The following is a 22,617-nucleotide window of genomic DNA, read 5'->3' as shown; positions in this document are numbered from 1 at the left end:
TCCCGCGTCCGTGTCATCCGCCGAGCTGGGTCGATATGCGCCGCAACTGGTCGAGCCGCTTCTCCAGCGGCGGGTGCGAGGACAGCAGCGCGGCCATGCTCTGGCCGGAGAAGGCGGGAGCGAAGTAGAAGGCGTTGAACGGCTCCGCCTGCCGCAGGTCCTTCGTCGGGATGCGTGACATATCGCCGCTGATCTTGGTGAGTGCCGAGGCCAGGGCCGAGGGCCGCCCGGTGAGCAGCGCGCCCGCGCGGTCGGCCGACAGCTCGCGATAGCGCGAGAGCAGCCGCGTCAGCAGAAAGCTGACGACATAGACCAGGGCGCTGACCAGCGGGATCAGCAGCACCAGCGGCGTGTTGTTGTTCTGCCGCCCGGCGGCGCGCCCCAAGCCGCCCCACAGCGCGATACGCGTGACCATCCCGGCGAGCACGCCCAGGAAGGAGGCGATGGTCATGACGGCCACGTCCCGGTGCGCGACGTGGGACAGCTCGTGCGACAGCACCCCCTCCAGCTCCTCGGGCTCCAGGCGCCGCAACAGGCCCGTCGTCGCGCAGACCAGGGAGTTGCGCTGGTTGCGGCCCGTCGCGAAGGCGTTCGGCACGTCCGTGTCCGCGATGGCCACCTTGGGCTTGGGCATGTCGGCCAGCGCGCACAGCCTGTCCACCGCGCCGTGCAGCTCGGGCGCCTGCTCGGGCGTGACCTCGCGGGCGCCCATGCTGAAGGCCGCGATGCGATCGCTGAACCAGAACTGCGCCACGAACAGCCCGCCCGCGATCAGCACGACCAGGGGCCACGCCTTGCCGAGCAGCGCGATCAGCACGCCGACGAAGACGACGTACAGCAGCCCGATCAGGAACATCGTGACGACCATGCGGCTCGTGAGCCCACGGTCCGGCGCGTAGCGCGTGCGTCCTGCGGCCATGCCGTGTCCTCCTCGTCCTGCTCGTCCTGCTCGCCGTGCTGAGCAGGGGCGGGCTGTTCGCGCTCGCCGCCCCGGCCCCTCGATTGTCCCTCTTCCTCCCTCAACGCGGCATAAGCACCCTGACCAGCCCTGACCAGCCCCGGCAGGCCTGCCCAGGCCCACCCAGGCCCGGCCAGGAACCGCCCAGGCCCCGGTCAGCCCTGGGGGAACTCCGTGGCGATCTTCTCGAAGACCGCCAGGTCGGCCGCGAACTGCGAGTCCGGGATCGGCCAGTGCAGCACGATCTCGTCGAGGCCCAGCTCGGCGTGCCTGCCGGCGAAGTCGGCGAACGCGTCGACCGACTCCAGGTGACGGTCAGGGGTGAAGCCCGTGAGCAGCACACGGTCCACCTCGGACGCGTCCCTGCCCTCCTGCGCGCACGCCGCGTCCAGCCGCTCCGCCTGCCGCCCGAGCGCCGCGCGCGACGCCTCGGGCGTGCCGCCCTCGACGTTCGTCGCCGGGTCGCCCGTCGTCACCCACGCCTGCCCGTAGCGCGCCGCCAGCCGCATCCCGCGCGGGCCCGTCGCCGCGACGGCGAAGGGGAGCCGGGGCCGCTGCACACAGCCGGGGATGTTGCGGACCTCGTGCGCGGAGTAGTACGTGCCCTCGTACGAGGTGACGTCCCGCGTCAGGAGCTGATCCAGAAGCGGTACGAATTCGCCAAAGTGGTCAGCGCGCTCGCGCGCCGTCCACGGGTGCTGGCCGAGCGCCGTCGCGTCGAAGCCGGAGCCGCCCGCGCCGATGCCCAGCGTGACCCGGCCGCCGGAGATGTCGTCCAGGGAGATCAGCTCCTTGGCGAGGGTGACCGGGTGCCGGAAATTGGGCGAGGTGACGAGGGTGCCGAGCCGTACGCGCTCGGTGGCCGCCGCAGCGGCCGTCAGGGTGGGGACGGCGCCGAACCAGGGGCCGTCGCGGAAGGTGCGCCACGAGAGGTGGTCGTAGGTGTACGCGGCGTGGAAGCCGAGGTCCTCGGCGCGGCGCCACGTGTCGCGGCCCCCCTCGGACCAGCGGTGGATCGGCAGGATGACGGTACTGAGACGCATGGCGCCGACCCTATGCGAGCCGTTCCCCGGGACGGACTGTCCGGCGGCGCGGGACCGTCCTCCCGCCGTACGTCCGGCCTCCCTACCGCCCGACCGGCTTGGCGTGGCCGATTCGCACGGCTGAGCGCTCATCCGGGCGCCCCTTCGCACGCCTGTTCAGGCATATGCGGGAAGATGGTCATCGTGACCGCGACCGAGCCGCCCGCATCCCGCTCCCGCCGCCGACCCCGGCCCCGGCCCCGCCCCCGACTGATCGCGACGGATCTCGACGGAACTCTCCTGCACGACGACAAGTCCGTGTCCGACCGTACGGTCGCGGCCCTCGCCGCCGCCGAGGTCGCGGGCATCGAGGTCTTCTTCGTCACCGGACGCCCCGCGCGCTGGATGGGGGTCGTCAGCGAACACGTACACGGACATGGCCTCGCCATCTGCGCCAACGGCGCCGCGGTCGTCGACCTGCACCGCGGGCGGCGCGTCGTCAGGGTGCGGGAGCTGCCGCGACGGGACGCGCTGGAGGTCGTCCGCGCGCTGCGCGAGGCGGCGCCCGGGGTGTCGTTCGCCGTCGAGCGGACCGGCGGCATCCACTACGAGGCGGCCTACCCGCCCTTCCACCTCGACCCCGGAGCCGTCGTCGCACCGGCCGAGAAGCTGCTCTCGGACGACCTTGACGACATGGACGAGTCGGCCGACTTCGCCGCGCAGCCCGTGCTGAAGCTGCTCGCGCACCACCCCGAGATGGACCCCGACGCCTTCCTGCGGCTGGGGCGCGAGGTCGCGGGAACGCACGCGGAGTTCACCCGTTCCAGCCCGTCGGCCCTGCTGGAGATCAGCGGCCCGGGAGTGAGCAAGGCCAGCACGCTGGCCCGCTGCTGCGACGAGCGGGGCATCAGCGCCGAGGAGGTCGTCGCCTTCGGCGACATGCCGAACGACCTGGAGATGCTGGGCTGGGCGGGCACCTCGTACGCGATGGCCAACGCGCACCCCACAGTCCTCGCGTCCACCACGCACCGGACGTCCTCCAACGAGGACGACGGCGTCGCGGAGGTCGTCGAACGCCTCCTCGCCTCCTGACCGCCCCTCCCACCTCCATCCCCACACCGCAGCACGCCACCGTCACAGCGGCGCCCGCCACACCACCGTCGTCCCCGCGCCCTCGGGGCCGATGCCGGGGCCCCAGCTCGCCGTGCCGCCGAGGTTCTCCGCGCGACGGGCCAGATCCCGCATCCCGCTGCGGCGCCCGGCGTCCGGGGCGCCGACGCCCACCCCGTCGTCGGCGACCGTGAGCGGCACCCCGTCCGACCCGTCGGGCAGGGCCGCCGTGACGTCGACGGTGACCTCGATACGGGAGGCGCGGGCGTGCCGGAACGCGTTCGACAGCGCCTCACGCAACGCCGCCACCAGCTCCTTCGTGGTCGGCTCCGGAAGCCGCGCGTCCACCGGCCCTACGAAGGTCACCGAGGGGCGGAAGCCCAGCGGGACGGCGGCGAGGCCGGTCTCGCGCAGCACGCGCGTGCGCGGGCCCGCGACGGCCTCGTCCGGCTGCTGCTGTAGCGCGTAGATCGCGGTACGGATCTCCGCGATGGTCGCGTCCAGCTCGTCCACGGCCCGCCCGATCCCCTCGCTCACCTCCGGCACCGGACCCGGCAGCGGCTCCGGTGCCGACCCAGACCCCGGCCCCGGTTCCGATCCCGATCCCGGTTCCGATCCCGATCCCGAGCCCGGTCTCGTGCCCGGCAGCGGCTCCCGCGCCCTGCGCTGGGTGCTCTGGAGCATCAGGCCGGTCGCGAAGAGCCGCTGGATGACGAGGTCGTGCAGATCGCGCGCGATGCGGTACCGGTCCTCGTACACCGCGAGCCGTTCGCGGTCGCGCTGCGCGTCCGCCAGGACCAGCGCCAGCGCGGCCTGCGCCGCGAACCGCTCGGCCAGTGTCTTCTCCACCTCCGTGAACGACTCCCCGCCCCGCTCCCTCGGCAGGGCGAGCGTGCCGATGACCCGGCCGCCGCTCGTCAGCGGGAGCATCATGCTCGGCCCGAAGCGCTGGGCCACATGCGTCACCATGCGGGGGTCGGTGGCCGCGTCGTCGATGTAGACGGGCTCGCCGCCGCGCAACTGCTCCAGCACGGCGCTGCCGGGCGGGATGACGGTGCCGATCAGTCCCCTCGCGTCGTCGGCCGATACGGCGACGATCTCCAGCCCGCCCCCGCCCTCCCCATGCCCACGCTCGCCGTCGCCCGACGTGGGGAGCAGCACGATTCCGGCGGCCGAGTCCGCCAGCCAGCGGGCCTCCTCCGCGACGACGGCGAGCGCGTTGTCCACGTCGCCCGCGAGGAGGGAGGTGGTGAGGGCCGCGCTGCCGTCGATCCAGCGCTCGCGCTGCCGGGCCGCCTCGTGGAGGCGCGCGTTGCCGATGGCGATGCCCGCCTGAGTGGCGAGGATCTTGATGAGGAGCACGTCGTTGTCGGCGGAGAACATCCGCTTCTCCGACCCCGCGTCGCGTCTATACGGGCAAGGCGGCCCGCGCGGAACCGTTCCCGGACCCGGACCCGGACCCGGCTCCCAGCAGCCCGTCCGTCGCCGCCTCCCGCTCCAGCATCCGGCGGAACGGCCCGTCGCCCCCGGCCAGCTCCGCGTACGGACCGCGCTCGACGGTACGGCCGCCGTCCAGCACGATCACCTCGTCCACCGCCTCCAGACCGTGCAGCCGGTGCGTGATCAGCACCGTCGTACGGCCCTCGGTCACCGCGAGCAGATCGGCGGTGAGCGCGTCGGCCGTGGGCAGGTCCAGATGCTCGGCGGGCTCGTCCAGCACGAGTACGGGGAAGTCGGCCAGCAGCGCGCGGGCCAGCGCGAGCCGCTGCCGCTGGCCGCCGGAGAGCCGGGCACCGTGCTCGCCGACGAGCGTGTCGAGCCCGTCGGGCAGCGTCGCCACCCAGCCGTCGAGCCGCGCCCGCGCGAGGGCGCCGCGCAGGTCGGCGTCGCTCGCGTCCGTACGGGCGAGCCGGAGGTTCTCGCGCAGGGTGCTGTCGAAGAGGTGCGCGTCCTGGGCGCACAGCCCGACGTGTCGGCGCACCTCGTCCGAGGGCAGCGCGGCGGCGGGAACCCCGGCCAGCGTGTACGAGCCGCTCTCCAGCTCCACGAAGCGCAGCAGCGCCTGCGCGAGCGTCGTCTTGCCCGAACCCGAGACCCCGACGACGGCAACGCGCCGCCCGGCGACCAGATCCAGCTCGAACCCCTCCAGCGCGGCTCGCCCCTCCTGCCCGGGGTGACGCACACTCAGCGCCCTGACGCTGAGGGGGAACGGGGAGCCGGGCACCGCACCCACCCCGTCGGACCCCTGCACGGGACCGGGCCGGCCCGCCGGGACGAACTCGCCCACAGCACCGGGCTCCCGCACGGAGCCGGGCCCCCGCTCGCCCTCGGGTTCCCGCCCAGGGTCGGGCTGGCCCACGAGGGCAGACCCCCGCACCGGCCCAGATGCCCGCCCAGAGGCAGGCTCGCCAGCCGGGGCGGGCTCGCGCCCGGGCTCGGGCGCCCGCCCGGGAACGGACTCGCCCACAGCACCGGGGCAGCCCACGGAGTCGGACGTGCCCACAGCACCGGGCTCCCGCACAGGCTCGGCCACCCGCCCGGAGACGGGCCCCCGCACAGCGGCAGGCCCGCCCACCGGGCCGGACTGCCCCGCCGCGTCGGGCTCGCGCACCGGCTCGGGGGCGTCCAGTACCTCGAAGACCCGCTCGGCCGAGCGCTTCGTACGCTGCCGGAACTGCACCGCCAGCGGCAGGCCGTTGACCGCCTCGAACGCCGCGAGCGGGGTGAGTACGACCACCGCGAGGCAGACCCCCGCGAGCCGCCCGTCGAAGACGGCCTGCGCGCCCGCCCAGGCGGCGGCCGTGACGGTGAGGCCGGCCGCGAGGCTGGTGAGGCCAGCCGCCAGTGCGGTCGCGGCGGCGGAGCGCGTCGCGACGCGGGTCAGTGCCGCGTCGGCCTCCCGCACCTCGCGGGTACGGGACGGGAGCGCGCCCGCGACGGTCAGTTCGCCGGTCCCGGTCAGCAGGTCGACGGTCCGCGTCGACAGCTCGCCGCGCGCGGGCGCGAGCCTGCGCTCCGTACGCCGGGAGACGGCGCCGGTCAGCGCGGGCACGGCGAGCCCGGCGACGAGCAGGCCCGCCGCGAGTGCGGCACCGGCCTCGGGCAGCAGCCAGGCGGTGAAGCCGACGGCGCCCGCGCTGACGGTCACCGCGACGGCGGCGGGCAGCAGCCAGCGCAGGAAGGAGTCCTGGAGCGCGTCCACGTCGCCGACGAGCCGGGAGAGGAGGTCGCCACGTCGCGTACGGCGCAGTCCGGCGGGCGCGAGCCGTTCCAGGCGGCGGTAGACGGCGACGCGGAGGTCGGCGAGGACGCGCAGCACGGCGTCGTGGGAGACGAGGCGTTCGGCGTACCGGAAGACGGCGCGGCCGATGCCGAAGGCACGGGTCGCGGTGACGGCGACCATCAGATACAGCACCGGCGGCTGCTCGGAGGCCCGCGAGATCAGCCAGCCCGAGGTCGCCATGAGCCCGACGGCGCTGCCGAGCGCCAGCGCCCCGAGCAGCAGGGCGAGCGCGAAGCGGGCCCGCAGGGGCCGCGCGAACCGTCGCACCCGCGCGAGGGCACGGCCCTGAGCGGCACCGCCCGTCGCGACCTCGCCCCTGTCTCCGGAACCGTGAGCGGCCTCCCCTTCCGGGGCCCGTACCGGAACTGGAACCTGAACCTGAACCTGCGCCGGAACCGGAACCGGAACCGCCCCGCCCGCCTCACCGGAACCGCCGGAACCGCCGGAACCGGTCACGGGCGTGTCCCCGTGCGCCACCGCGTCCACCCAGCGGGGTTCGGGCCCTGGACGGGGCACGGCCGCACCGGCCTCGGGCGGCGCGCCCAGCCGTACGACGCGGTCGGCGACGGCGAGCAACGCGGGCCGGTGCGCGACCAGCAGCACCGTCCGGTGCTCCGCGAGCCGCCGCACCGCGTCGACGACCGCCGCCTCGGTCTCGCCGTCGAGCGCGGCCGTCGGCTCGTCCAGCAGGAGCAGGGGCCGGTCGGCGAGGAACGCGCGGGCCAGGGCGACCCGTTGGCGCTGGCCCGCGGACAGGCCACTGCCGCCCTCGCCGAGCACCGTGCCGGGGTCCAGCTCCGGCGCCGACGCGTCGCGCAGAGCGCGGCGTACCTCCTCGTCGCCCGCGTCCGGCCTGGCCAGCCGCACGTTGTCGGCGACCGTGCCCGCGAAGAGGTGCGGATGCTGGGGCACCCAGGCGATCTGCTCGTGCCAGGTGGCCAGGTCCACCCCGGCCAGGTCCGTACCGTCGCCCCCGCCATCGCCGTCGGCCTCGGCGAGGACACGTCCTGAGGCGAGCGGCGTGAAGCCCAGCAGGGCCATGAGCAGGGTGGACTTGCCCGCACCGGAAGGCCCGACGAGCGCGACGGTCTCACCGGGCGCGAGCCGCAGGCTGGTCTCGGGCAGCGCGTCGTGCGTACGCCCCTCGTACCGCACCCGCACCCGGTCCAGCGCGATGTCACGGGAGCGCACGTCGGGCGCGGGCGCGCCGCCGCGCGCCGGGGCCTCGGTCTCCAGGACGGCGAAGACCTCCTCGGCGGCCGAGAGCCCCTCGGCCGCCGCGTGGTACTGGGCCCCGACCTGACGCAGCGGCAGATACGCCTCCGGCGCGAGGATGAGGACGACGAGCCCGGTGTAGAGGTCGAGTTCGCCGTGCACGAGGCGCATGCCGATGGTGACGGCGACGAGCGCGACGGAGATCGTCGCGAGGAGTTCCAGCGCGAACGACGACAGGAACGCGATCCGCAGGGTGCGCAGCGTCGCGCGCCGGTAGTCGTCGGTGATGGCACGGATGTTCTCGGCCTGTGCCTTGGCCCGCCCGAAGACCTTGAGCGTGGGGAGCCCGGCGACGACGTCGAGGAAGTGCCCCGACAGCCGCGCGAGCAGCCGCCACTGGCGGTCCATGCGGGACTGGGTCGCCCAGCCGATCAGGATCATGAAGAGCGGGATCAGGGGGAGCGTGACCACGATGATGGCCGCGGAGATCCAGTCCTCGGTGACGACGCGGGCCAGCACGGCGACGGGGACGACGACGGCCAGCCCGAGCTGGGGCAGATAGCGGGCGAAGTAGTCGTCGAGCGCGTCGATGCCGCGCGTGGCGAGCGCGGTGAGTTCGCCGGTCCGCTTGCCGGAGAGCCAGTTGGGGCCCAGCCGCGCCGCGTGCGCGAGGAGGCGGTTGCGCAGCTCGGACTTGACCGCGGCGCTGCACCGGTGCGCGGCCAGCTCCGTCAGCCAGGAGACCAGCGCGCGCCCGGCGGAGACGGCGGCCAGGAGAAGCAGGGGGTCGCGGAGGTCGGCCGCCGAGGCGGCCTCCTGATAGGCGCCGACGACGATCTCCGCGATCAGCATGGCCTGCCCGATGACCAGGCACGCGCCCGCCAGCCCGAGCACCACGGACGCGACGAGGAAGACACGGGTGGCACGGGCGTGCCGGAGCAGACGCGGGTCCACGGGTTTCATGCTGCGGCCCCCAAAGCCTCGGTACTGCGGGGTGGGTCGGGGTGCCGGGCCGTCGATTCGCACCGACGGCCCGGCCTCGGAAAGCTCCGGTCCTCAGTGCGTGCCGGCGATGTGCTGCGTGCCGATCCGCTTGCGGAAGACCCAGTACGTCCAGCCCTGGTAGAGCAGGACGACGGGCGTGGCGATGCCCGCGCACCAGGTCATGATCTTCAGCGTGTACGGGGTCGACGAGGCGTTCGTCACCGTCAGGCTCCAGTCGGGGTTCAGCGACGACGGCATGACGTCGGGGAACAGCGACAGGAACAGCATCGCCACGGAAGCGGCGATGGTGATCCCCGAGAAGGCGAACGACCACCCCTCGCGCCCCACGAGGTTCGCCCCCAGCGCCGCCACCAGCGCGGCGACGGCCACGACCAGCGCCACCAGGCTCTTGCCGTCCCCGGTGTGCGCCTGCGTCCAGACGAGGAAGACGACGGCCAGCACCGCCGTGACCGGCCCCAGCCGGGTGGCGAGCCGCCGCGCCCGCGTACGGATGTCGCCCACCGTCTTCAGCGCCGTGAACACGGTGCCGTGGAAGGTGAAGAGGGTGAGCGTGACCAGCCCGCCGAGCAGTGCGTAGGGGTTGAGCAGGTCGAAGAGGGTGCCCGCGTACTCCATGTCCGCGTCGATCTTCACACCGCGCACGATGTTGCCGAAGGCGACGCCCCACATGAAGGCGGGCAGCACGGAGGTGATGAAGATGGCCCACTCCCACCGGGTCTGCCAGCTGTCCTCGGGTCGCTTGGCGCGGTACTCGAAGGCGACGCCCCGGATGATGAGGCAGACCAGGATCAGCAGCAGGGGCAGGTAGAAGCCCGAGAAGAGGGTGGCGTACCACTCGGGGAAGGCGGCGAAGGTGGCGCCGCCCGCGGAGAGGAGCCAGACCTCGTTGCCGTCCCAGACGGGGCCGATGGTGTTGATCAGCACCCGCCGTTCGGCGCGGTCACGGGCCAGCAGCCGGGTGAGGACGCCGACGCCGAAGTCGAAGCCCTCCAGGAAGAAGTAGCCGGTCCACAGGACGGCGATGAGCACGAACCAGACGTCGTGGAGTTCCATTGCGCGCTCCCGGGCTCAGTACGAGAAGGCCATCGGCCGGTCGGCGTCGTCACGGTCGTGACCGCCGATCCGGGTGGGCGGGTTGAGGTCGTCCTCCGTCAGCTCGGGCGGTCCCGCCTTGACGTACTTCGCCAGCAGCTTGACCTCGATGACGGCGAGGGCCGCGTACAGCGCCGTGTAGACGATCATCGACGTGAGCACCTCGCCCTGCGAGACGCTCGGCGAGACGGCGGAGGAGGTGGGCAGCACGCCGTAGACGACCCACGGCTGGCGGCCCATCTCGGTGAAGATCCAGCCCCAGGAGTTGGCGATGAGCGGGAAGGCGATGGTCCACAGGGCCAGCCGCCAGTACCACTTCGTCAGCCAGGGGCTCAGTTCCCGGTTCCTGGTGAGGGCGAGCCGTGGCACCTCGTCGGCCGTGGTGCGCAGGCGCTCGGCGAGCCACAGCTTCCTGCGCGTCAGATAGAGCCCGGCCGCACCGACCGCGACGGACGCCATGCCGAATCCGATCATCCACCGGAATCCCCAGTAGGCGACGGGAATGTTGGGCCGGTAGTCGTCGAGCCCGATGGTGTCCTTGTACTTCTCCTTGAGCATCGCGTTGGTGTCGTTGATGCCGGGGACTTCCTCGGTGAAGTTGTCGTGCGCGAGGAAGGACAGCACGCCGGGGATCTCGATGGCGACCTTGTTGTGCCCGGCCGCGACGTCGCCGTAGGAGAAGACGGAGAACGGCGCGGGCCCCTGGGTCTCCCACAACGCCTCGGCGGCGGCCATCTTCATGGGCTGCTGCTCGTACATGATCTTGCCGAGCCGGTCGCCGCTGACGACGGTCAGCAGCCCGCCGACGACGAGCGTGACCAGGCCGACCCGCAGCGAGGTGCGCATCACCCTGACGTGCTTCTTGCGCATCAGGTGGAAGGCCGAGATGCCCAGCAGGAAGGCGCCGCCCACTATGGCCGCCGCCGTCATGGTGTGGAAGAACTGCGCGAGCGCGGTGTTCTGGAACAGCACCCGCGCGAAGTCGGTCAGCTCGGCGCGCCCCGACTCCTCGTTGATCCGGTATCCGACGGGGTGCTGCATCCAGGAGTTCGCCGCCAGGATGAAGTAGGCGGAGAGGATGGTGCCGATGGCGACCATCCAGATGCAGGCGAGGTGGATCCTCTTCGGCAGCTTGTCCCAGCCGAAGATCCACAGGCCGATGAAGGTCGACTCGAAGAAGAACGCGATGAGGGCTTCGAAGGCGAGCGGGGCTCCGAAGACGTCACCGACGAAGCGCGAGTAGTCGGACCAGTTCATCCCGAACTGGAACTCCTGGAGGATGCCGGTGACGACACCCATGGCGATGTTGATCAGGAAGAGCTTTCCCCAGAACTTCGTCGCTCGGAGGTACTTCTCGTCGCTCGTGCGCACCCACGCGGTCTGGAAGCCCGCGACGAGTGACGAGAGCGAGATCGTCAGGGGGACGAACAGGAAGTGGTAGACGGTCGTGATGCCGAACTGCCAGCGCGCCAGGGTCTCCGGCGCCAGAGCAAGGTCCACGGGCTCTCTCCTTAGGTCGCGCCCTCCGCACAGCCACAGCCCCAGTCACTTTGCCGGTTTTGTGCAGCATTGACGGGACCGCAAGACACGGTCGTGAATGCGTTCACATTCACAAGCAATCCTACGACCGGTCTTTTCGGACATGCGACCGGCCCCCCACTCGCGTGAGGGGCCGGTGTGGAGCCGGGCTGTGAGCTGGCGGTTCAGCCGGTCACAGCTCGTTCTTGCGGAAGGCCGCAGCCGTCTGGAGGAAGATGTCGTTCGCCTCGGTCTCGCCGACCGAGACCCGCACGCCCTCGCCCGTGAACGGCCTGACCGTCACCCCGGCCTCCTCGCACGCGGCGGCGAAGGCGCCCGTGCGCTCCCCCAGCCGCAGCCAGACGAAGTTCGCGTGCGACACGGGCACCGTCCAGCCCTGCGCCTCCAGTTCGCGCGTCACCCTCGTGCGCTCGCCGACCAGCGCCTCCACCCGCTCCAGCAGCGCGTCCTCGCTGCGCAGCGAGGCCACGGCCGCCTCCTGCGCGAGCTGGCTGACGCCGAAGGGCACGGCCGTCTTGCGCAGCGCGGCGGCCACAGGCTCGTGCGCCACGGCGAAGCCGACGCGCAGCCCGGCGAGCCCGTACGCCTTGGAGAAGGTCCGCAGCACGCACACGTTCGGCCGGTCGCGGTACAGCTCGATGCCGTCCACGACGCGCTCGTCGCGCACGAACTCGCGGTACGCCTCGTCCAGCACCACCAGCACATCGCCGGGCACCCGGTCCAGGAAGCGCTCCAGGTCCTCGCGGGGGATGGCGACGCCGGTGGGGTTGTTGGGGTTGCAGACGAAGATGAGGCGGGTGCGCTCGGTGACGGCGTCGGCCATCGCGTCGAGATCGTGCTCCTCGCCCTCTGTGAGCGGCACCGTGACGGGCGTCGCGCCGGAGATGCGGGTGATGATCGGGTACGCCTCGAAGGAGCGCCAGGCGTAGATCACCTCGTCGCCCGGGCCCGCCGTCACCTGGAGCAGTTGCTGCGCGACGCCGACCGAGCCCGTGCCCGTCGCCAGGTGCTCGGGCGGGACGCCGAAGCGCTCGGCGAGCGCGGCCATGAGCGTGGAAGCGGCCATGTCGGGATAGCGGTTGAAGGACGCGGCGGCCTCCGTCACCGACTCCAGCACGCCGGGGAGCGGTGGATAGGGGTTCTCGTTGGACGAGAGCTTGTAGGAGACGGGGCCGTCCGCCGCGGCCGGCCTTCCCGGCTTGTACGTCGGGATACCGTCGAGTGCGCCGCGCAGCCTCGGGGTCTTCTCGCTCACCGCTGATCCTCCTTGACCGTCCCGTGGACTCCCATATTGCTCACCCTATGAGGAGGCCGGAAAGGGGCGCGCAAAAGGGGACGAGAGCCCTCCGTGCGCCCTGCGCGCTGGTGGCGGGAGCCGTGGCGCGCATCCCCCGTGAAGGTGAGTTGAGACCTCTTCGCAATATCGCCGATTCAGCGGGCTCACGGGCCGAAATCCCGAGTGTTCAAGGTCACACGGCCCTTTGTCGCCAACGATTCCCAGGATTTTCCGGGGAAACGTTCTTGCAGAAACGTACCTTCTGCACCTCACTCGTACCTCCCCTCGTGCCGCGTACTGCGGGCCTACGATCGGGTCGCCATGACAGCAGCAGAGAAGCATCAGGTGGGCCGCGCTTCGGCCCCCCGGGGGGCGCGTGGCGGGAGCCGGCTGAACGGGCGGGCGGGTATCCGCGACGTCGCCGCAGCGGCCGGTGTCTCGATCACCACTGTCTCCGACGCGCTCAACGGCAAGGGCCGCCTGCCCGATGCCACCCGCCGCCACGTCCGCGAGGTCGCCGAGCGCCTCGGGTACCGGCCCTCGGCCGCCGCCCGGACGCTCCGCACGGGCAAGTCGGGTCTCATCGGACTGACGGTCACCACGTACGGCGAAGAACCGTTCACCTTCACGGAATTCGCGTACTTCGCGGAGATGGCGCGGGCCGCCACCTCCGCCGCGCTCGCGCGTGGGTACGCGCTGGTCATCCTCCCCGCCACCTCCCGGCACGACGTGTGGTCCAACGTCGCGCTCGACGGCACCGTCGTCATCGATCCCTCGGACGAGGACGCCGTCGTCTCGGAACTGGTGCGCTCCGGCATCCCCGTCGTCTCCGACGGCCGCCCCAGCGGCTCCCTGCCCGTCACCGCCTGGGTCGACAACGACCACGAAGAGGCCGTCATGGGCCTGCTCGACCACCTCGCCGAGTCCGGTGCCCGGCGCATCGGGCTGCTGACGGGCACCAGCACGGACACCTACACCCGGCTGTCGACCACCGCCTACCTGGACTGGTGCGCGCGCGTCGGCCAGGACCCCGTCTACGAGTCGTATCCCGCGCACGACCCCTGCGCGGGCGCCATCGCGGCCGACCGCCTGCTCGCACGCGCCGACCGCCCGGACGCCGTCTACGGCCTCTTCGACCCCAACGGCACGGACCTCCTCGCCGCGGCGCGGCGCTACGGACTGCGCGTCCCCGAGGACCTGCTCCTCGTCTGTTGCAGCGAGTCCAACGTCTACGCCACCACCGAGCCGCCGATCACCACCCTCTCCCTCAAACCGGGCCGCATCGGCAACACCGTCATCCAACTGCTCATCGACGCCATCGAGGGCATCGACACGGGCCGCCCCGTGGAGCAGGTCATGCCGACCGACCTCATCGTCCGTACCTCCTCGCAGCGCCGTCCACCGCGCGCCACCATCAGTGCGCCCCGCACCCCCTCGGCCGACTGACCTCGGCGAGCCGACGGAAAACACCCCGGCCGACGGGCAGCGCGGCCACGCGCGGCGGCACGGCGCGCTTCCGTACCCTCAGAAATCAGGCGAAATTCCCGGTCCGCCGGGGCCGCGTGTCAATTGGCACCCCCCAGGTGCGTCACAAGGCACGACCGGCATTCCTATGATGGGCGAACGACACCGGACCCACCTCCCGACCTGTGGGACCTCCCCGCCGAAGGACAGGTGTGGAGTGTGCCCAAGAGAGGCAGGGGAAGGTTCGGCGGTGCACGGCGGCGCGCGATGGTGGAGGGGTCGATGACTCAGGGGGCCGGTCAGGGACCCGACGTATGGCACGGCGGTGCGGCGAGGGGCGCGGGGCATCTTCAGCCCATGCGGCCCGTGAGGCTCGCGCCCGAGGACGTGTCGGAGGCCGTACCCGTATCTTCCGTACCGGCACAGGTGCCGGACCAGGTACCGGCCCAGGAACAGGTCCAGGCGGTACCGGTGGTGCCGGCAGTACCCGCCCAGGAGCAGGTACCGGCACCGGCGCAGGCACCGGCACCAGCACAGGTACCGGCCCGGACGCCCGCGCAGGCGGCGCCCGTGGGGCCGCCCGTGACGTGGGCCGCTTCCGTGCCTCCCACGCCTCCCGCGGCGCAGGCGACGACACCGTCCGACACTCCCGCGGCGCCCGAGCCCGAGGGCGAACCCTCCCGGGAGTACACGCCGACGCAGCGCGATCTGCCGGTCATCGGCGGCACGGCCGCCACGCCCGAGCCCACGCTCGTCGACGTCCCGTCCCCCGTCGCCACCACGCACGAGGGCGATGGCCCGCTGTACGTCGTGGGCGACGTGCACGGCTATCTCGACCAGTTGCGGACCGAGCTGCGCGAGGCCGGGATCATCGACGCCGAGGACCACTGGATCGCGGGCGACACGCGCATCTGGTTCCTCGGGGACTTCACCGACCGAGGCCCCGACGGCATCGGCGTCATCGATCTGGTGATGCAGCTCTCCGCCGAGGCGGCAGCGGCCGGCGGCTACTGCAAGGCGCTCATGGGCAACCACGAGCTGCTGCTCATCGGCGCCAAGCGCTTCGGCGACACCCCCGTCAACTCCGGTGCGGGCACCGCCTCGTTCCAGGCGGCCTGGCTCCTCAACGGCGGCCAGCGCACGGACATGGAGCGCCTCCAGGACCACCACATCCAGTGGATGTCCCGGCTCGACGCCATGGCACTGGCCGACGGCCATCTGCTCGTGCACTCGGACGCCACCTGCTACCTCGAATACGGCGACACCATCGAGGCCGTCAACGACGCCGTCACCCAGGCGCTCCAGCGCAACGACGCGGACGAGACCTGGGACCTGTTCCGCAAGTTCACCAAGCGCTTCGCCTTCCGCGACGAGGAGTCGGGGGTGCCCGCCGTGCGCGAGTTCCTCGGCGCCTTCGGCGGCAAGCGGGTGGTGCACGGGCACAGTCCGATCCCGTACCTGCTGGGCGAGGTAGGCGGCGAGGCGGGGGACGACGAGGAGGCGCCGCCCCATGTCACCGGTCCGCACGTCTACGCGGACGGCATGGCCGTGGCCATGGACGGCGGTGTGACGATGGCCGGAAAACTGCTTGTCACTCAACTTCCCCTGGCTGAATAGCCTGTTCGGGGGCAGGAGTAGCTCGGAAGTGACGTGCGGGGCACGAAGCCGTACGGGACAGCGCGGGGGGCCAATTTAGGGAAACCACCTGTCACGGAGTGCCGGAAGCCCTTTACCATCGGTTCTGCCATGACGGGTTCCTGACGCCCGTCGCGGCCGCCCCGCCCGTCGACCGGCCAGCAACGGCCCTACGGAGCATCGGGGGATGCACATGAACAGCGCTCCGCACCTGCGGCTAGAGGACCGGCCCGAGTTCGAGCGGGCCCTCGACGAGGCACTGCGTCACGCCCACCGGCGTCCTGACACGGCGGCGATCGGCCAGCGTCTCAACGCCGAGCAGTTGCGCACGATGGCACTCAGCGCGGCCACGGCGATCGCCGCCTGCGCCGCCGTCGAGTACGAGCACTTCGTCCGCCTGCGCGAGGAGATGCGCCACCTGGCGAACCTGCCCGCCTCAGCGGCCCCGCAGCAGCGCGGCGCGGCCAAGTCCGACGGCGGCTCCGCCGAGGGCGGTCCCGGGCGCGCGGGCGAGGCGGAGGGCGGCGTCGGGCTCGCGGGTGCCGTGGGCGAGGGGCTGGTCGAGACGGCGGGGGCCGGACTCGCCGCGATGCTCTCCGTGCTGGCGCCCGTCCTCGCGGGAACGGCGGCGCTGATCTTCCTGCTGCTCGGCTATCTCCTCCACATGGTCACGCCCGAGCCCGCCGTCGCCGAGCCGATGCGCGACATCGGCCTGGTCTTCGCCGTCCTGGCGGCGGCGGGGGCCGTCGTGGCGATGACGGCGCTGTGGCTCACCGCGCTGCGCAACGGGTCGAGTTCGATCAGGGCGAAGGAGGAGGCCGCTGGGCCGGGAGCCGCGCTCGCCGACGAAGTGGACCGGGCGCGGGGCCTGTGGCGGGAGGCGCTGCTGGAGCGCGGCATCCTGCCCTTCCTGCGGGAGGCGCTGGCGGACCCGCAGGGCTCCGGGCAGGCGCCCGCGGCGTACGTACGGGACGATCTCGCCACCGGACAGTCCGGGCAGTCCGGGTCGCAGGAGCCGGAACCGCAGCAGCGCACGCCGCGGCTCGGCTACTCGCACCCGGACTTCTCCAGCCGCACGTCCTCGGAGGCCAAGAGCGGCGAGAAGAGCGTCAGGCCCCGCTACACCAGCCCGGACTTCTCCAGCCCCGACTACGGCGGCCCCGACCACCAGCCCGACTGAGCAGCACGGCACGGGGCCTCGGGCGGGGCCGGGGGCCTGACCGGGCGGCCGGTCGCGATCCGACGGAGTGAGCCGTCACCCCGGTGCCGCCGGTGCGCCGGTGCCGTCCGCGCCACGGCGGCCGTCACCCGACACCCGCCACCGGGGTCACCCCGCAGCCGCGTCCAGCGCGCGCCGTACGTCAGCGACGAGGTCGGCCGCGTCCTCCACGCCCACCGACATCCGGATGAAGCCCTCCGGCACCGCGTCCCCGCCCCAGCGACCGCGCCGCTCGGCTGTGGTGCGGACGCCGCCGAAGCTGGTGGCGTCGTCGACGAGGCGCAGCGCGGCGAGGAAGCGCTCGGCGAAGTCCTTGTCGGGCAGCGTGAAGGAGACTACGCAGCCGAACCGGTTCATCTGCCGCGCCGCCTGCTCGTGCGCGGGGTCGCCCGGCAGCCCGGGGTGGCGGACCCCGGTCACCTCGGGGCGCGCGCCCAGCGCCTCGGCGACGGCGAGCGCGTTGCCCGCCTGGCGCCGGGTGCGCACGTCCAGGGTGGCCAGCGAACGGTGCGCGAGCCATGCCTCCATCGGGCCCGGGATGGCGCCGACGATCTTGCGCCAGTGCCGTACGGAGGCGGCCAGCTCCGGGTCGCGGCAGGTCACATAGCCCAGCAGCACGTCGCCGTGCCCGGTGAGCGCCTTGGTGCCGCTGGCCACCGAGAAGTCGGCGCCGAGGGCGAGGGGGCGCTGGCCGAGCGGGGTGGCGAGGGTGTTGTCGACGGCGACGAGGGCGCCGCGCTCGTGTGCCGCCTCGGCCAGCCGCCGGATGTCGCAGACGTCGAGGCCCGGGTTGGAGGGGGACTCGATCCACAGCAGGGAGGCGCCGTCGAGCCGCTCCAGCTGCGCGTCGGCCGCGGTGGGCGCGGTGCGCACCTCGACGCCGAAGCCCTCCAGGCGCTCGCGCAGCGGGATCAGCAGGTTGTAGCCGTCGTCGGGCAGCACCACGGCCGAGCCGGGACGGGACTGCGAGAGGAGGACGGCGGAGATGGCGGCCATGCCGGAGGCGAAGGCCACGGTCTCGACGCGGTCGTCGCCGGGCGACTCCAGCTCGCCGATGGCGCGCTCCAGGCCCGTCCAGGTGGGGTTGCTGTCCCTGCCGTAGGCGTACGGGGCACCGGCCGGGTCGCCCGGCAGGTGGTAGTGCGCGGCGAAGACCGGGCCGGGGAGGGGCGGCGCGTAGGGCTCCTCCTCGGGGAGGCCCGCGCGCACGACGCGGGTGGCGTCGCCGTCGGCGGGCCCTGTGCCGGTGCCCGTGAACTCCTCGCGGGGGGTGTCGCGGGGGCTCTCGGCGCTCGGGTGTTCGGGAGTGCTCATGTGCGGATGCTCTCTGCTTCGCGGTCCCGCGTCCTGCGGACCGTCGGCGGTCAGCCCAGTGCCGCCCGCGCCGCCGCACCGCACTGTGCGCCGTAGCCGGAGCCGAAGAGGACGGCGTGCACCAGAAGGTGCTGCAACTGGTGGAGGGGTACGCGCTCGACCCGCCCAGGAACAGGCCGGATCTCCTCGTACGCGGCGAGGATACGGGAGAGCTGCGGGCAGCCGAACAGCTGGAGGAGGGCCAGGTCGGTCTCCGGGTGGCCGCCCTGGGCCGAGGGGTCGATGAGGCGGGCGCGGCCGTCCCCGCCCCCGGAGGGCGCGGAGGGGTCCGTCCAGTGGACGTTGCCCGACCACAGGTCGCCGTGGATGACGGCGGGCGGCTGCGGCGGGCCCGCGACCTCGTCGATCCGCTCGCACAGCCGCTCCACGTCGCGCGCGTCACCGGGACCGATGCCGCCGTTGTCGACGGCGCGCCGCAGGAAGGGCAGCAGCCGGTACTCGGCGTGGAAGGCGGGCCAGTCGGCCGGGTCCGTCACGGCGTCGGCGGGGCCGGGGGAGTCCAGGGGGAGCGAGCCGAGGTAGGCGGGGCGCCCCGGGGTGCCGTACGCGTCGGCGGGCGTGCCGTGCAGCGCGGCGAGGTCGCGGCCGAGGCGCTCGGCGGCCTCCGGGGTGGGCGCGCCGGGCTCGGCCCACTCCAGCACCAGCACCTCGTCGTCGTACCCCAGCACGGCGGGCACCGCGACCGCGCCCGTGCCGGCGAGGAGCGCCAGCCCGCGCGCCTCGGCCTCGAAGAAGGCGGGGGGTGCGCCGGGGAGGGTCTTCGCGAAGACGGAGAGGGCGGGGGTTCCGCGGTCGCCGTCACCGTCGCCATCACCATCGCCGTCTTCGCGGGCGAAGGTGAGGTGATACGCGTCACAGATGTCGCCGCCGCCGACGGGGGCGCCCCGGAGCGCACGCAGCCCGGACCCGGCCCCGGAGACTCCGTTTCCGGCCACTCCGCTTCCGGCTCCGGTTCCAGTTCCGCTCCCGGCTCCGGAGGGGGCCCCGTCGAGCAGCGCCGCGACGCGCGCGTACAGCCCCTCGGGCACGCCGCTCACCCCGCGCCCCGCAGCTCCTCGCGCTCCTCCATGGCGGCGGCCACCTCGGCGACCAGCCCCGGAACGGCCGCCTCCACCAGGTGCAGGCACTCGTCGAAGCCCGTGGTACCGCCGTAGTACGGGTCGGGCACGTCCAGCCCGTAGCCGTCGTGCTCCGACGCTTCCGGGTCGTAGGAGCGCAGCAGCCTGACCTTCGCCGCGGCCTCGCGCGTGGGCGCCATGAACCGCAGCTCGCGGTCGTGGCCCTCGTCCAGCGCGATGACCAGATCGTGTTCCGCGAAGTCCGCAGGACCGAACTGGCGGGCCGTGTGGTCCAGCTCGTATCCGGCGGCGCCGAGCGCGGCGGACGTACGGGGGTCGGCGGGGTCTCCGACGTGCCAGCTTCCGGTGCCCGCGCTGCTGGTCGCGACGAGATCGTCGAGACCGGCCTCCTCGACGCGGGCACGGAAGACGGCCTCGGCCATGGGCGAGCGGCAGATGTTGCCGGTGCAGACGAAACAGACGCTGTACATGCTCTCCATCCTCGGCGAGGGGTGCGGGTGGCCTTGCTCCCGGGGCGGGCGGTCAGTCCTTGTCGGGCAGGGCCATGTTCAGCGCCCAGGACACGATGGAGATGATCAGGCCGCCGAGCACGGCGGTCCAGAAGCCCTCTACGTGGAAGCTGAGGTCCAGCTTGTCGGAGAGCCAGGACGTCAGCAGCAGCATCAGGGCGTTGATGACCAGCGTGAACAGGCCGAGGGTGAGGATCAGCAGCGGCAGGGACAGCAGCTTCACGAGTGGCTTGACCACGACGTTCACCAGGCCGAAGACCAGCGCCACCAGCACCAGGGTGAGCGCCTTCTGCCCGGTGCCGCCGCCGGTGAGCGTGATGTCGGCGACGAGCCAGATGGCGACGGCGAGGGCCGCTGCGTTGGCGAGCGTCTTGATGAGGAAGTTCGTCATACTGTGATCGTCGCAGGAAAAGCGGTACGGGACACAAGTCGAGGGACGAGGGGTGGGCCAGGCGTGAAGGCGTTCCGGCTGGAGGAGCTGGAGGCGGAGCGTGCCGCCAATGACGGCGCTTACCTGCAATTTCTGCGTGAGCGCCATATGTCGGTCGGCCTCTACGCGCTCGACAAGGGCAGTACCGATCCGCAGCAGCCGCACAAGCAGGACGAGGTCTACTTCGTCGTCAGCGGGCGCGGATCTCTGACGGTCGGGACGGAGACGACGCACGTGGCGCGCGGCAGCGTGGTCTACGTGCCCGCCGGGGTGCCCCACAAGTTCCACCACATCTCCGAGGACCTGCGGGTCATGGTGGTCTTCTCCCCTCCCGAGGGCTGAGCGGCGCGTCCCCGGGGCTGAGGGGCGGGGGCCGACGGCTGAGGGGCGGGGGCCTGGCGGCGTCAGGGTCGCGTCGGGGTCAGGGTCAGGGGAGGACCGGGGACAGAGCCTCTCCCGGTCCGACCTGCGGCGACCTAGCCTGGAAGGCAGAAGGTGACAGGCGTCGCGGGCGACCGGTCGCGATCCGACGGAGACAGGTTCAACGGAGACAGGGGTGACAGCGCATGGATGCCAAGGGACTGCTCACGGGGCTGCCGTGGTGGGTGAAGTGGGTGGCGATACCGGTGATCGCCATTGTCGTGTTCGGCGGGCTGATAGCCAGCGTCGTCGGCTTCCTCGTCGGGCTGCTGTTCAAGGTGCTGCTCTTCGTCGCCCTCGTCGGAGGCGTCATCTACCTGGTGCGCCGGTTCACTTCGGCTTCCTCCTCTTCCCGCGGCGACTGGTGACGCGGGAACCCGCGCGGCCGGGCGCGGGTGCGGAAGCAGGGGCGGACGCGGGTCCGGATGCGGGTCCGGGCGCGGAGCCGCCCGTGGCGGGGCCCGGTGCCGGGGACGCGGCGGGCGTCGCGCGGTGCCGGTCGGCCGAGACGACGAGCGCGGCGAGCAGCGTCGTCACGGGCACGGAGGCCACCAGGCCGATCGAGCCCACGAGCGTACGGACGATCTCCTCCGAGACGACCTCGCTGGTCGCGACCATGGAGACGCTGCTGCGCGCGATGGAGAAGAGCAGCAGCAACGGCAGCGCGGCACCCGCGTAGGCCAGGACGAGGGTGTTGACCACCGAGGCGATGTGGTCACGTCCGATGCGCATCGCGGCGCCGTAGATCTTGCGCCAGCTCGCCTCCGGATCGGCCTCCTTCAGCTCCCAGACGGCCGAGGTCTGGGTGACGGTCACATCGTCCAGCACGCCCAGCGAGCCGATGAGCACCCCGGCGAGCAGCAGGCCCTGGATCTCGATGTCCGGATAGAGCCCGTGCACCAGGCTCGTCTGGTCGTCGGTGTTCCCCGACAGATGGGCCCAGCCGATGAAGACCGAGCCGAGCACCCCGATCAGCAGCAGCGAGACGAGCGTGCCGAGCACGGCGACGGACGTGCGCGCGGAGAGTCCGTGGCACATGTAGAGCGTCGCGAGCATGATGGCGCTGCCGCCGATCACCGCCACCAGCAGCGGGTTCGAGCCCTGGAGGATCGCGGGGAGGATGAAGAGGGTGAGCACGGCGAAGCTGACGACGAGACCCGCGAGCGCCAGCAGTCCACGCAGCCGCCCCACGACCACCACGGCCAGCGCGAAGATCCCGGCCAGCACGGTCACGGGGACGCCGCGTGCGACGTCGGTGACGCTGTACTGAAGGGAGCGGGGCGCCTTCTCCGCGTAGGCGACCACCACTTCCTGGCCCGCGGACAGCTTGCGCGTCGAGTCCGGGGTGACGACCTCGGTGTACGTGTGGCCCTTGTCCTTGCCCCCGGTGACCTCGATCGTCGCCTTCTGGCACGCGGCGCTGGCCTGTCCGCCGCTGCCGCCCCCGCTCGCGCCACCGGCACCGGCGCCGCCCTGCGCGCCGCCCGAGCCGGAGTCGCCCTGCTGCGCGGGCTGCTGCGCGTTGACGTCCTTGCAGTCGACCTGGGCCACCTTGGTCACCTTGGCCGGGAACGTGGGCCGGTCGAAGCCGACGCCGCTGTGCCCGTGCCCGGGGGTGCCGCCGGGCCACAGCACGACGAGCCCGACGACGATGGCCGCCGCGAAGGGGATCAGCACCGCGCCGATCACCTTGCGCAGATGCCGCGACACGGGCACTGCGGGCCCGTGGGCGTGGGCGTGACTGTGCCCGTGCCCGTGGCCGTGGCCATCGGTGTGCGCGTGGCCGGGTCCGGGGCTCTGGGAGTGGGGCTCTGGTGTCGGGGTCACCGCCAGATCATCGCAAGAACGTCCGGGTCCCCTGTTCAAGGCCGCACGTGTGCCGTTAGCGTGGAGTCGCCTTTGCACACATCGCGGGAGCTCCGAGCACGGGGCTGAGAGGGCGCTGACCTGCGTAGTCGCATCCGACAGCGGATGCGGACCTACCGCA

General features: G+C 72.7%; 17 protein-coding genes and 1 pseudogene. 6 read left to right on the top strand and 12 right to left on the bottom strand.

What is annotated here, in order from left to right; all coding sequences use genetic code 11:
* Window positions 1–13: 13 nt before the first annotated feature.
* Window positions 14–919 (bottom strand): zinc metalloprotease HtpX, encoded by a 906-nt coding sequence (gene htpX / locus ACWGJ2_RS03890; RefSeq protein ID WP_453344328.1) that lies wholly within the window; start codon window positions 917–919, stop codon window positions 14–16.
* 194 nt (window positions 920–1,113) lie between these two features.
* Complete coding sequence (locus ACWGJ2_RS03885) at window positions 1,114–2,001, bottom strand: LLM class flavin-dependent oxidoreductase (RefSeq protein ID WP_453344327.1); 888 nt, start codon at window positions 1,999–2,001, stop codon at window positions 1,114–1,116.
* Between the two features lie 174 nt (window positions 2,002–2,175).
* On the opposite strand from ACWGJ2_RS03885, the gene ACWGJ2_RS03880 reads away from it, so the two are divergent.
* Window positions 2,176–3,072, top strand: coding sequence for a Cof-type HAD-IIB family hydrolase (locus tag ACWGJ2_RS03880; RefSeq protein WP_453344326.1), 897 nt, complete (start codon window positions 2,176–2,178; stop codon window positions 3,070–3,072).
* 42 nt (window positions 3,073–3,114) lie between these two features.
* On the opposite strand, the pseudogene ACWGJ2_RS03875 reads toward ACWGJ2_RS03880, so the two are convergent.
* The 5 genes and pseudogenes from ACWGJ2_RS03875 to hisC all read right to left on the bottom strand — a co-directional run.
* Window positions 3,115–4,437, bottom strand: a pseudogene (locus ACWGJ2_RS03875) (GAF domain-containing sensor histidine kinase); the annotation flags it as partial.
* A gap of 61 nt (window positions 4,438–4,498) precedes the next feature.
* Complete coding sequence (cydD, locus tag ACWGJ2_RS03870; protein WP_453344325.1) at window positions 4,499–8,551, bottom strand: thiol reductant ABC exporter subunit CydD; 4,053 nt, start codon at window positions 8,549–8,551, stop codon at window positions 4,499–4,501.
* 93 nt (window positions 8,552–8,644) lie between these two features.
* Window positions 8,645–9,646 (bottom strand): cytochrome d ubiquinol oxidase subunit II, encoded by a 1,002-nt coding sequence (gene cydB, locus ACWGJ2_RS03865; protein WP_453344324.1) that lies wholly within the window; start codon window positions 9,644–9,646, stop codon window positions 8,645–8,647.
* 15 nt (window positions 9,647–9,661) lie between these two features.
* Window positions 9,662–11,185: a cytochrome ubiquinol oxidase subunit I gene (locus ACWGJ2_RS03860; RefSeq protein WP_453344323.1), complete on the bottom strand. Its 1,524-nt coding sequence runs from the start codon at window positions 11,183–11,185 to the stop codon at window positions 9,662–9,664.
* A 211-nt stretch (window positions 11,186–11,396) separates the two neighbouring features.
* Window positions 11,397–12,479, bottom strand: coding sequence for a histidinol-phosphate transaminase (hisC, locus tag ACWGJ2_RS03855; protein ID WP_453344322.1), 1,083 nt, complete (start codon window positions 12,477–12,479; stop codon window positions 11,397–11,399).
* A gap of 342 nt (window positions 12,480–12,821) precedes the next feature.
* On the opposite strand from hisC, the gene ACWGJ2_RS03850 reads away from it, so the two are divergent.
* From ACWGJ2_RS03850 to ACWGJ2_RS03840, 3 genes are all read left to right on the top strand, one after another.
* A complete protein-coding gene (locus ACWGJ2_RS03850; protein ID WP_453344321.1) occupies window positions 12,822–13,946 on the top strand; it encodes a LacI family DNA-binding transcriptional regulator in 1,125 nt (374 codons plus the stop codon).
* 285 nt (window positions 13,947–14,231) lie between these two features.
* Window positions 14,232–15,581 (top strand): metallophosphoesterase, encoded by a 1,350-nt coding sequence (locus tag ACWGJ2_RS03845; RefSeq protein ID WP_453344473.1) that lies wholly within the window; start codon window positions 14,232–14,234, stop codon window positions 15,579–15,581.
* A 211-nt stretch (window positions 15,582–15,792) separates the two neighbouring features.
* Window positions 15,793–16,779 carry a hypothetical protein gene (locus ACWGJ2_RS03840; protein ID WP_453344320.1) on the top strand — a complete coding sequence of 329 codons (987 nt, stop codon included), beginning with the start codon at window positions 15,793–15,795 and terminating at the stop codon, window positions 16,777–16,779.
* 147 nt (window positions 16,780–16,926) lie between these two features.
* On the opposite strand, the gene ACWGJ2_RS03835 is transcribed toward ACWGJ2_RS03840, so the two are convergent.
* From ACWGJ2_RS03835 to ACWGJ2_RS03820, 4 genes are all read right to left on the bottom strand, one after another.
* Window positions 16,927–18,132 (bottom strand): cystathionine gamma-lyase, encoded by a 1,206-nt coding sequence (locus tag ACWGJ2_RS03835; protein ID WP_453344319.1) that lies wholly within the window; start codon window positions 18,130–18,132, stop codon window positions 16,927–16,929.
* A gap of 50 nt (window positions 18,133–18,182) precedes the next feature.
* Window positions 18,183–19,127: a fructosamine kinase family protein gene (locus ACWGJ2_RS03830; protein WP_453344472.1), complete on the bottom strand. Its 945-nt coding sequence runs from the start codon at window positions 19,125–19,127 to the stop codon at window positions 18,183–18,185.
* A gap of 98 nt (window positions 19,128–19,225) precedes the next feature.
* A complete protein-coding gene (locus ACWGJ2_RS03825; RefSeq protein ID WP_453344318.1) occupies window positions 19,226–19,741 on the bottom strand; it encodes a low molecular weight protein-tyrosine-phosphatase in 516 nt (171 codons plus the stop codon).
* A 52-nt stretch (window positions 19,742–19,793) separates the two neighbouring features.
* On the bottom strand, window positions 19,794–20,171 hold the full coding sequence (locus ACWGJ2_RS03820; RefSeq protein WP_453344317.1) for a phage holin family protein: 378 nt from the start codon (window positions 20,169–20,171) through the stop codon (window positions 19,794–19,796).
* A 63-nt stretch (window positions 20,172–20,234) separates the two neighbouring features.
* On the opposite strand from ACWGJ2_RS03820, the gene ACWGJ2_RS03815 reads away from it, so the two are divergent.
* Window positions 20,235–20,552, top strand: coding sequence for a cupin domain-containing protein (locus ACWGJ2_RS03815; protein WP_453344316.1), 318 nt, complete (start codon window positions 20,235–20,237; stop codon window positions 20,550–20,552).
* Between the two features lie 224 nt (window positions 20,553–20,776).
* Window positions 20,777–20,998: a DUF5326 family protein gene (locus ACWGJ2_RS03810; protein WP_453344315.1), complete on the top strand. Its 222-nt coding sequence runs from the start codon at window positions 20,777–20,779 to the stop codon at window positions 20,996–20,998.
* Here the strand turns inward: ACWGJ2_RS03810 and ACWGJ2_RS03805 are convergent.
* Window positions 20,961–22,457, bottom strand: coding sequence for a YibE/F family protein (locus tag ACWGJ2_RS03805; RefSeq protein ID WP_453344314.1), 1,497 nt, complete (start codon window positions 22,455–22,457; stop codon window positions 20,961–20,963). The two genes, ACWGJ2_RS03810 and ACWGJ2_RS03805, sit on opposite strands and share 38 nt — an antisense overlap.
* Between the last annotated feature and the right edge of the window lie 160 nt (window positions 22,458–22,617).

This window comes from Streptomyces sp. NPDC054796 (assembly GCF_053611545.1).
The sequence above is the reverse complement of the archived record's forward strand: the minus strand, read 5'-3'. Positions and strand labels throughout refer to the sequence as shown.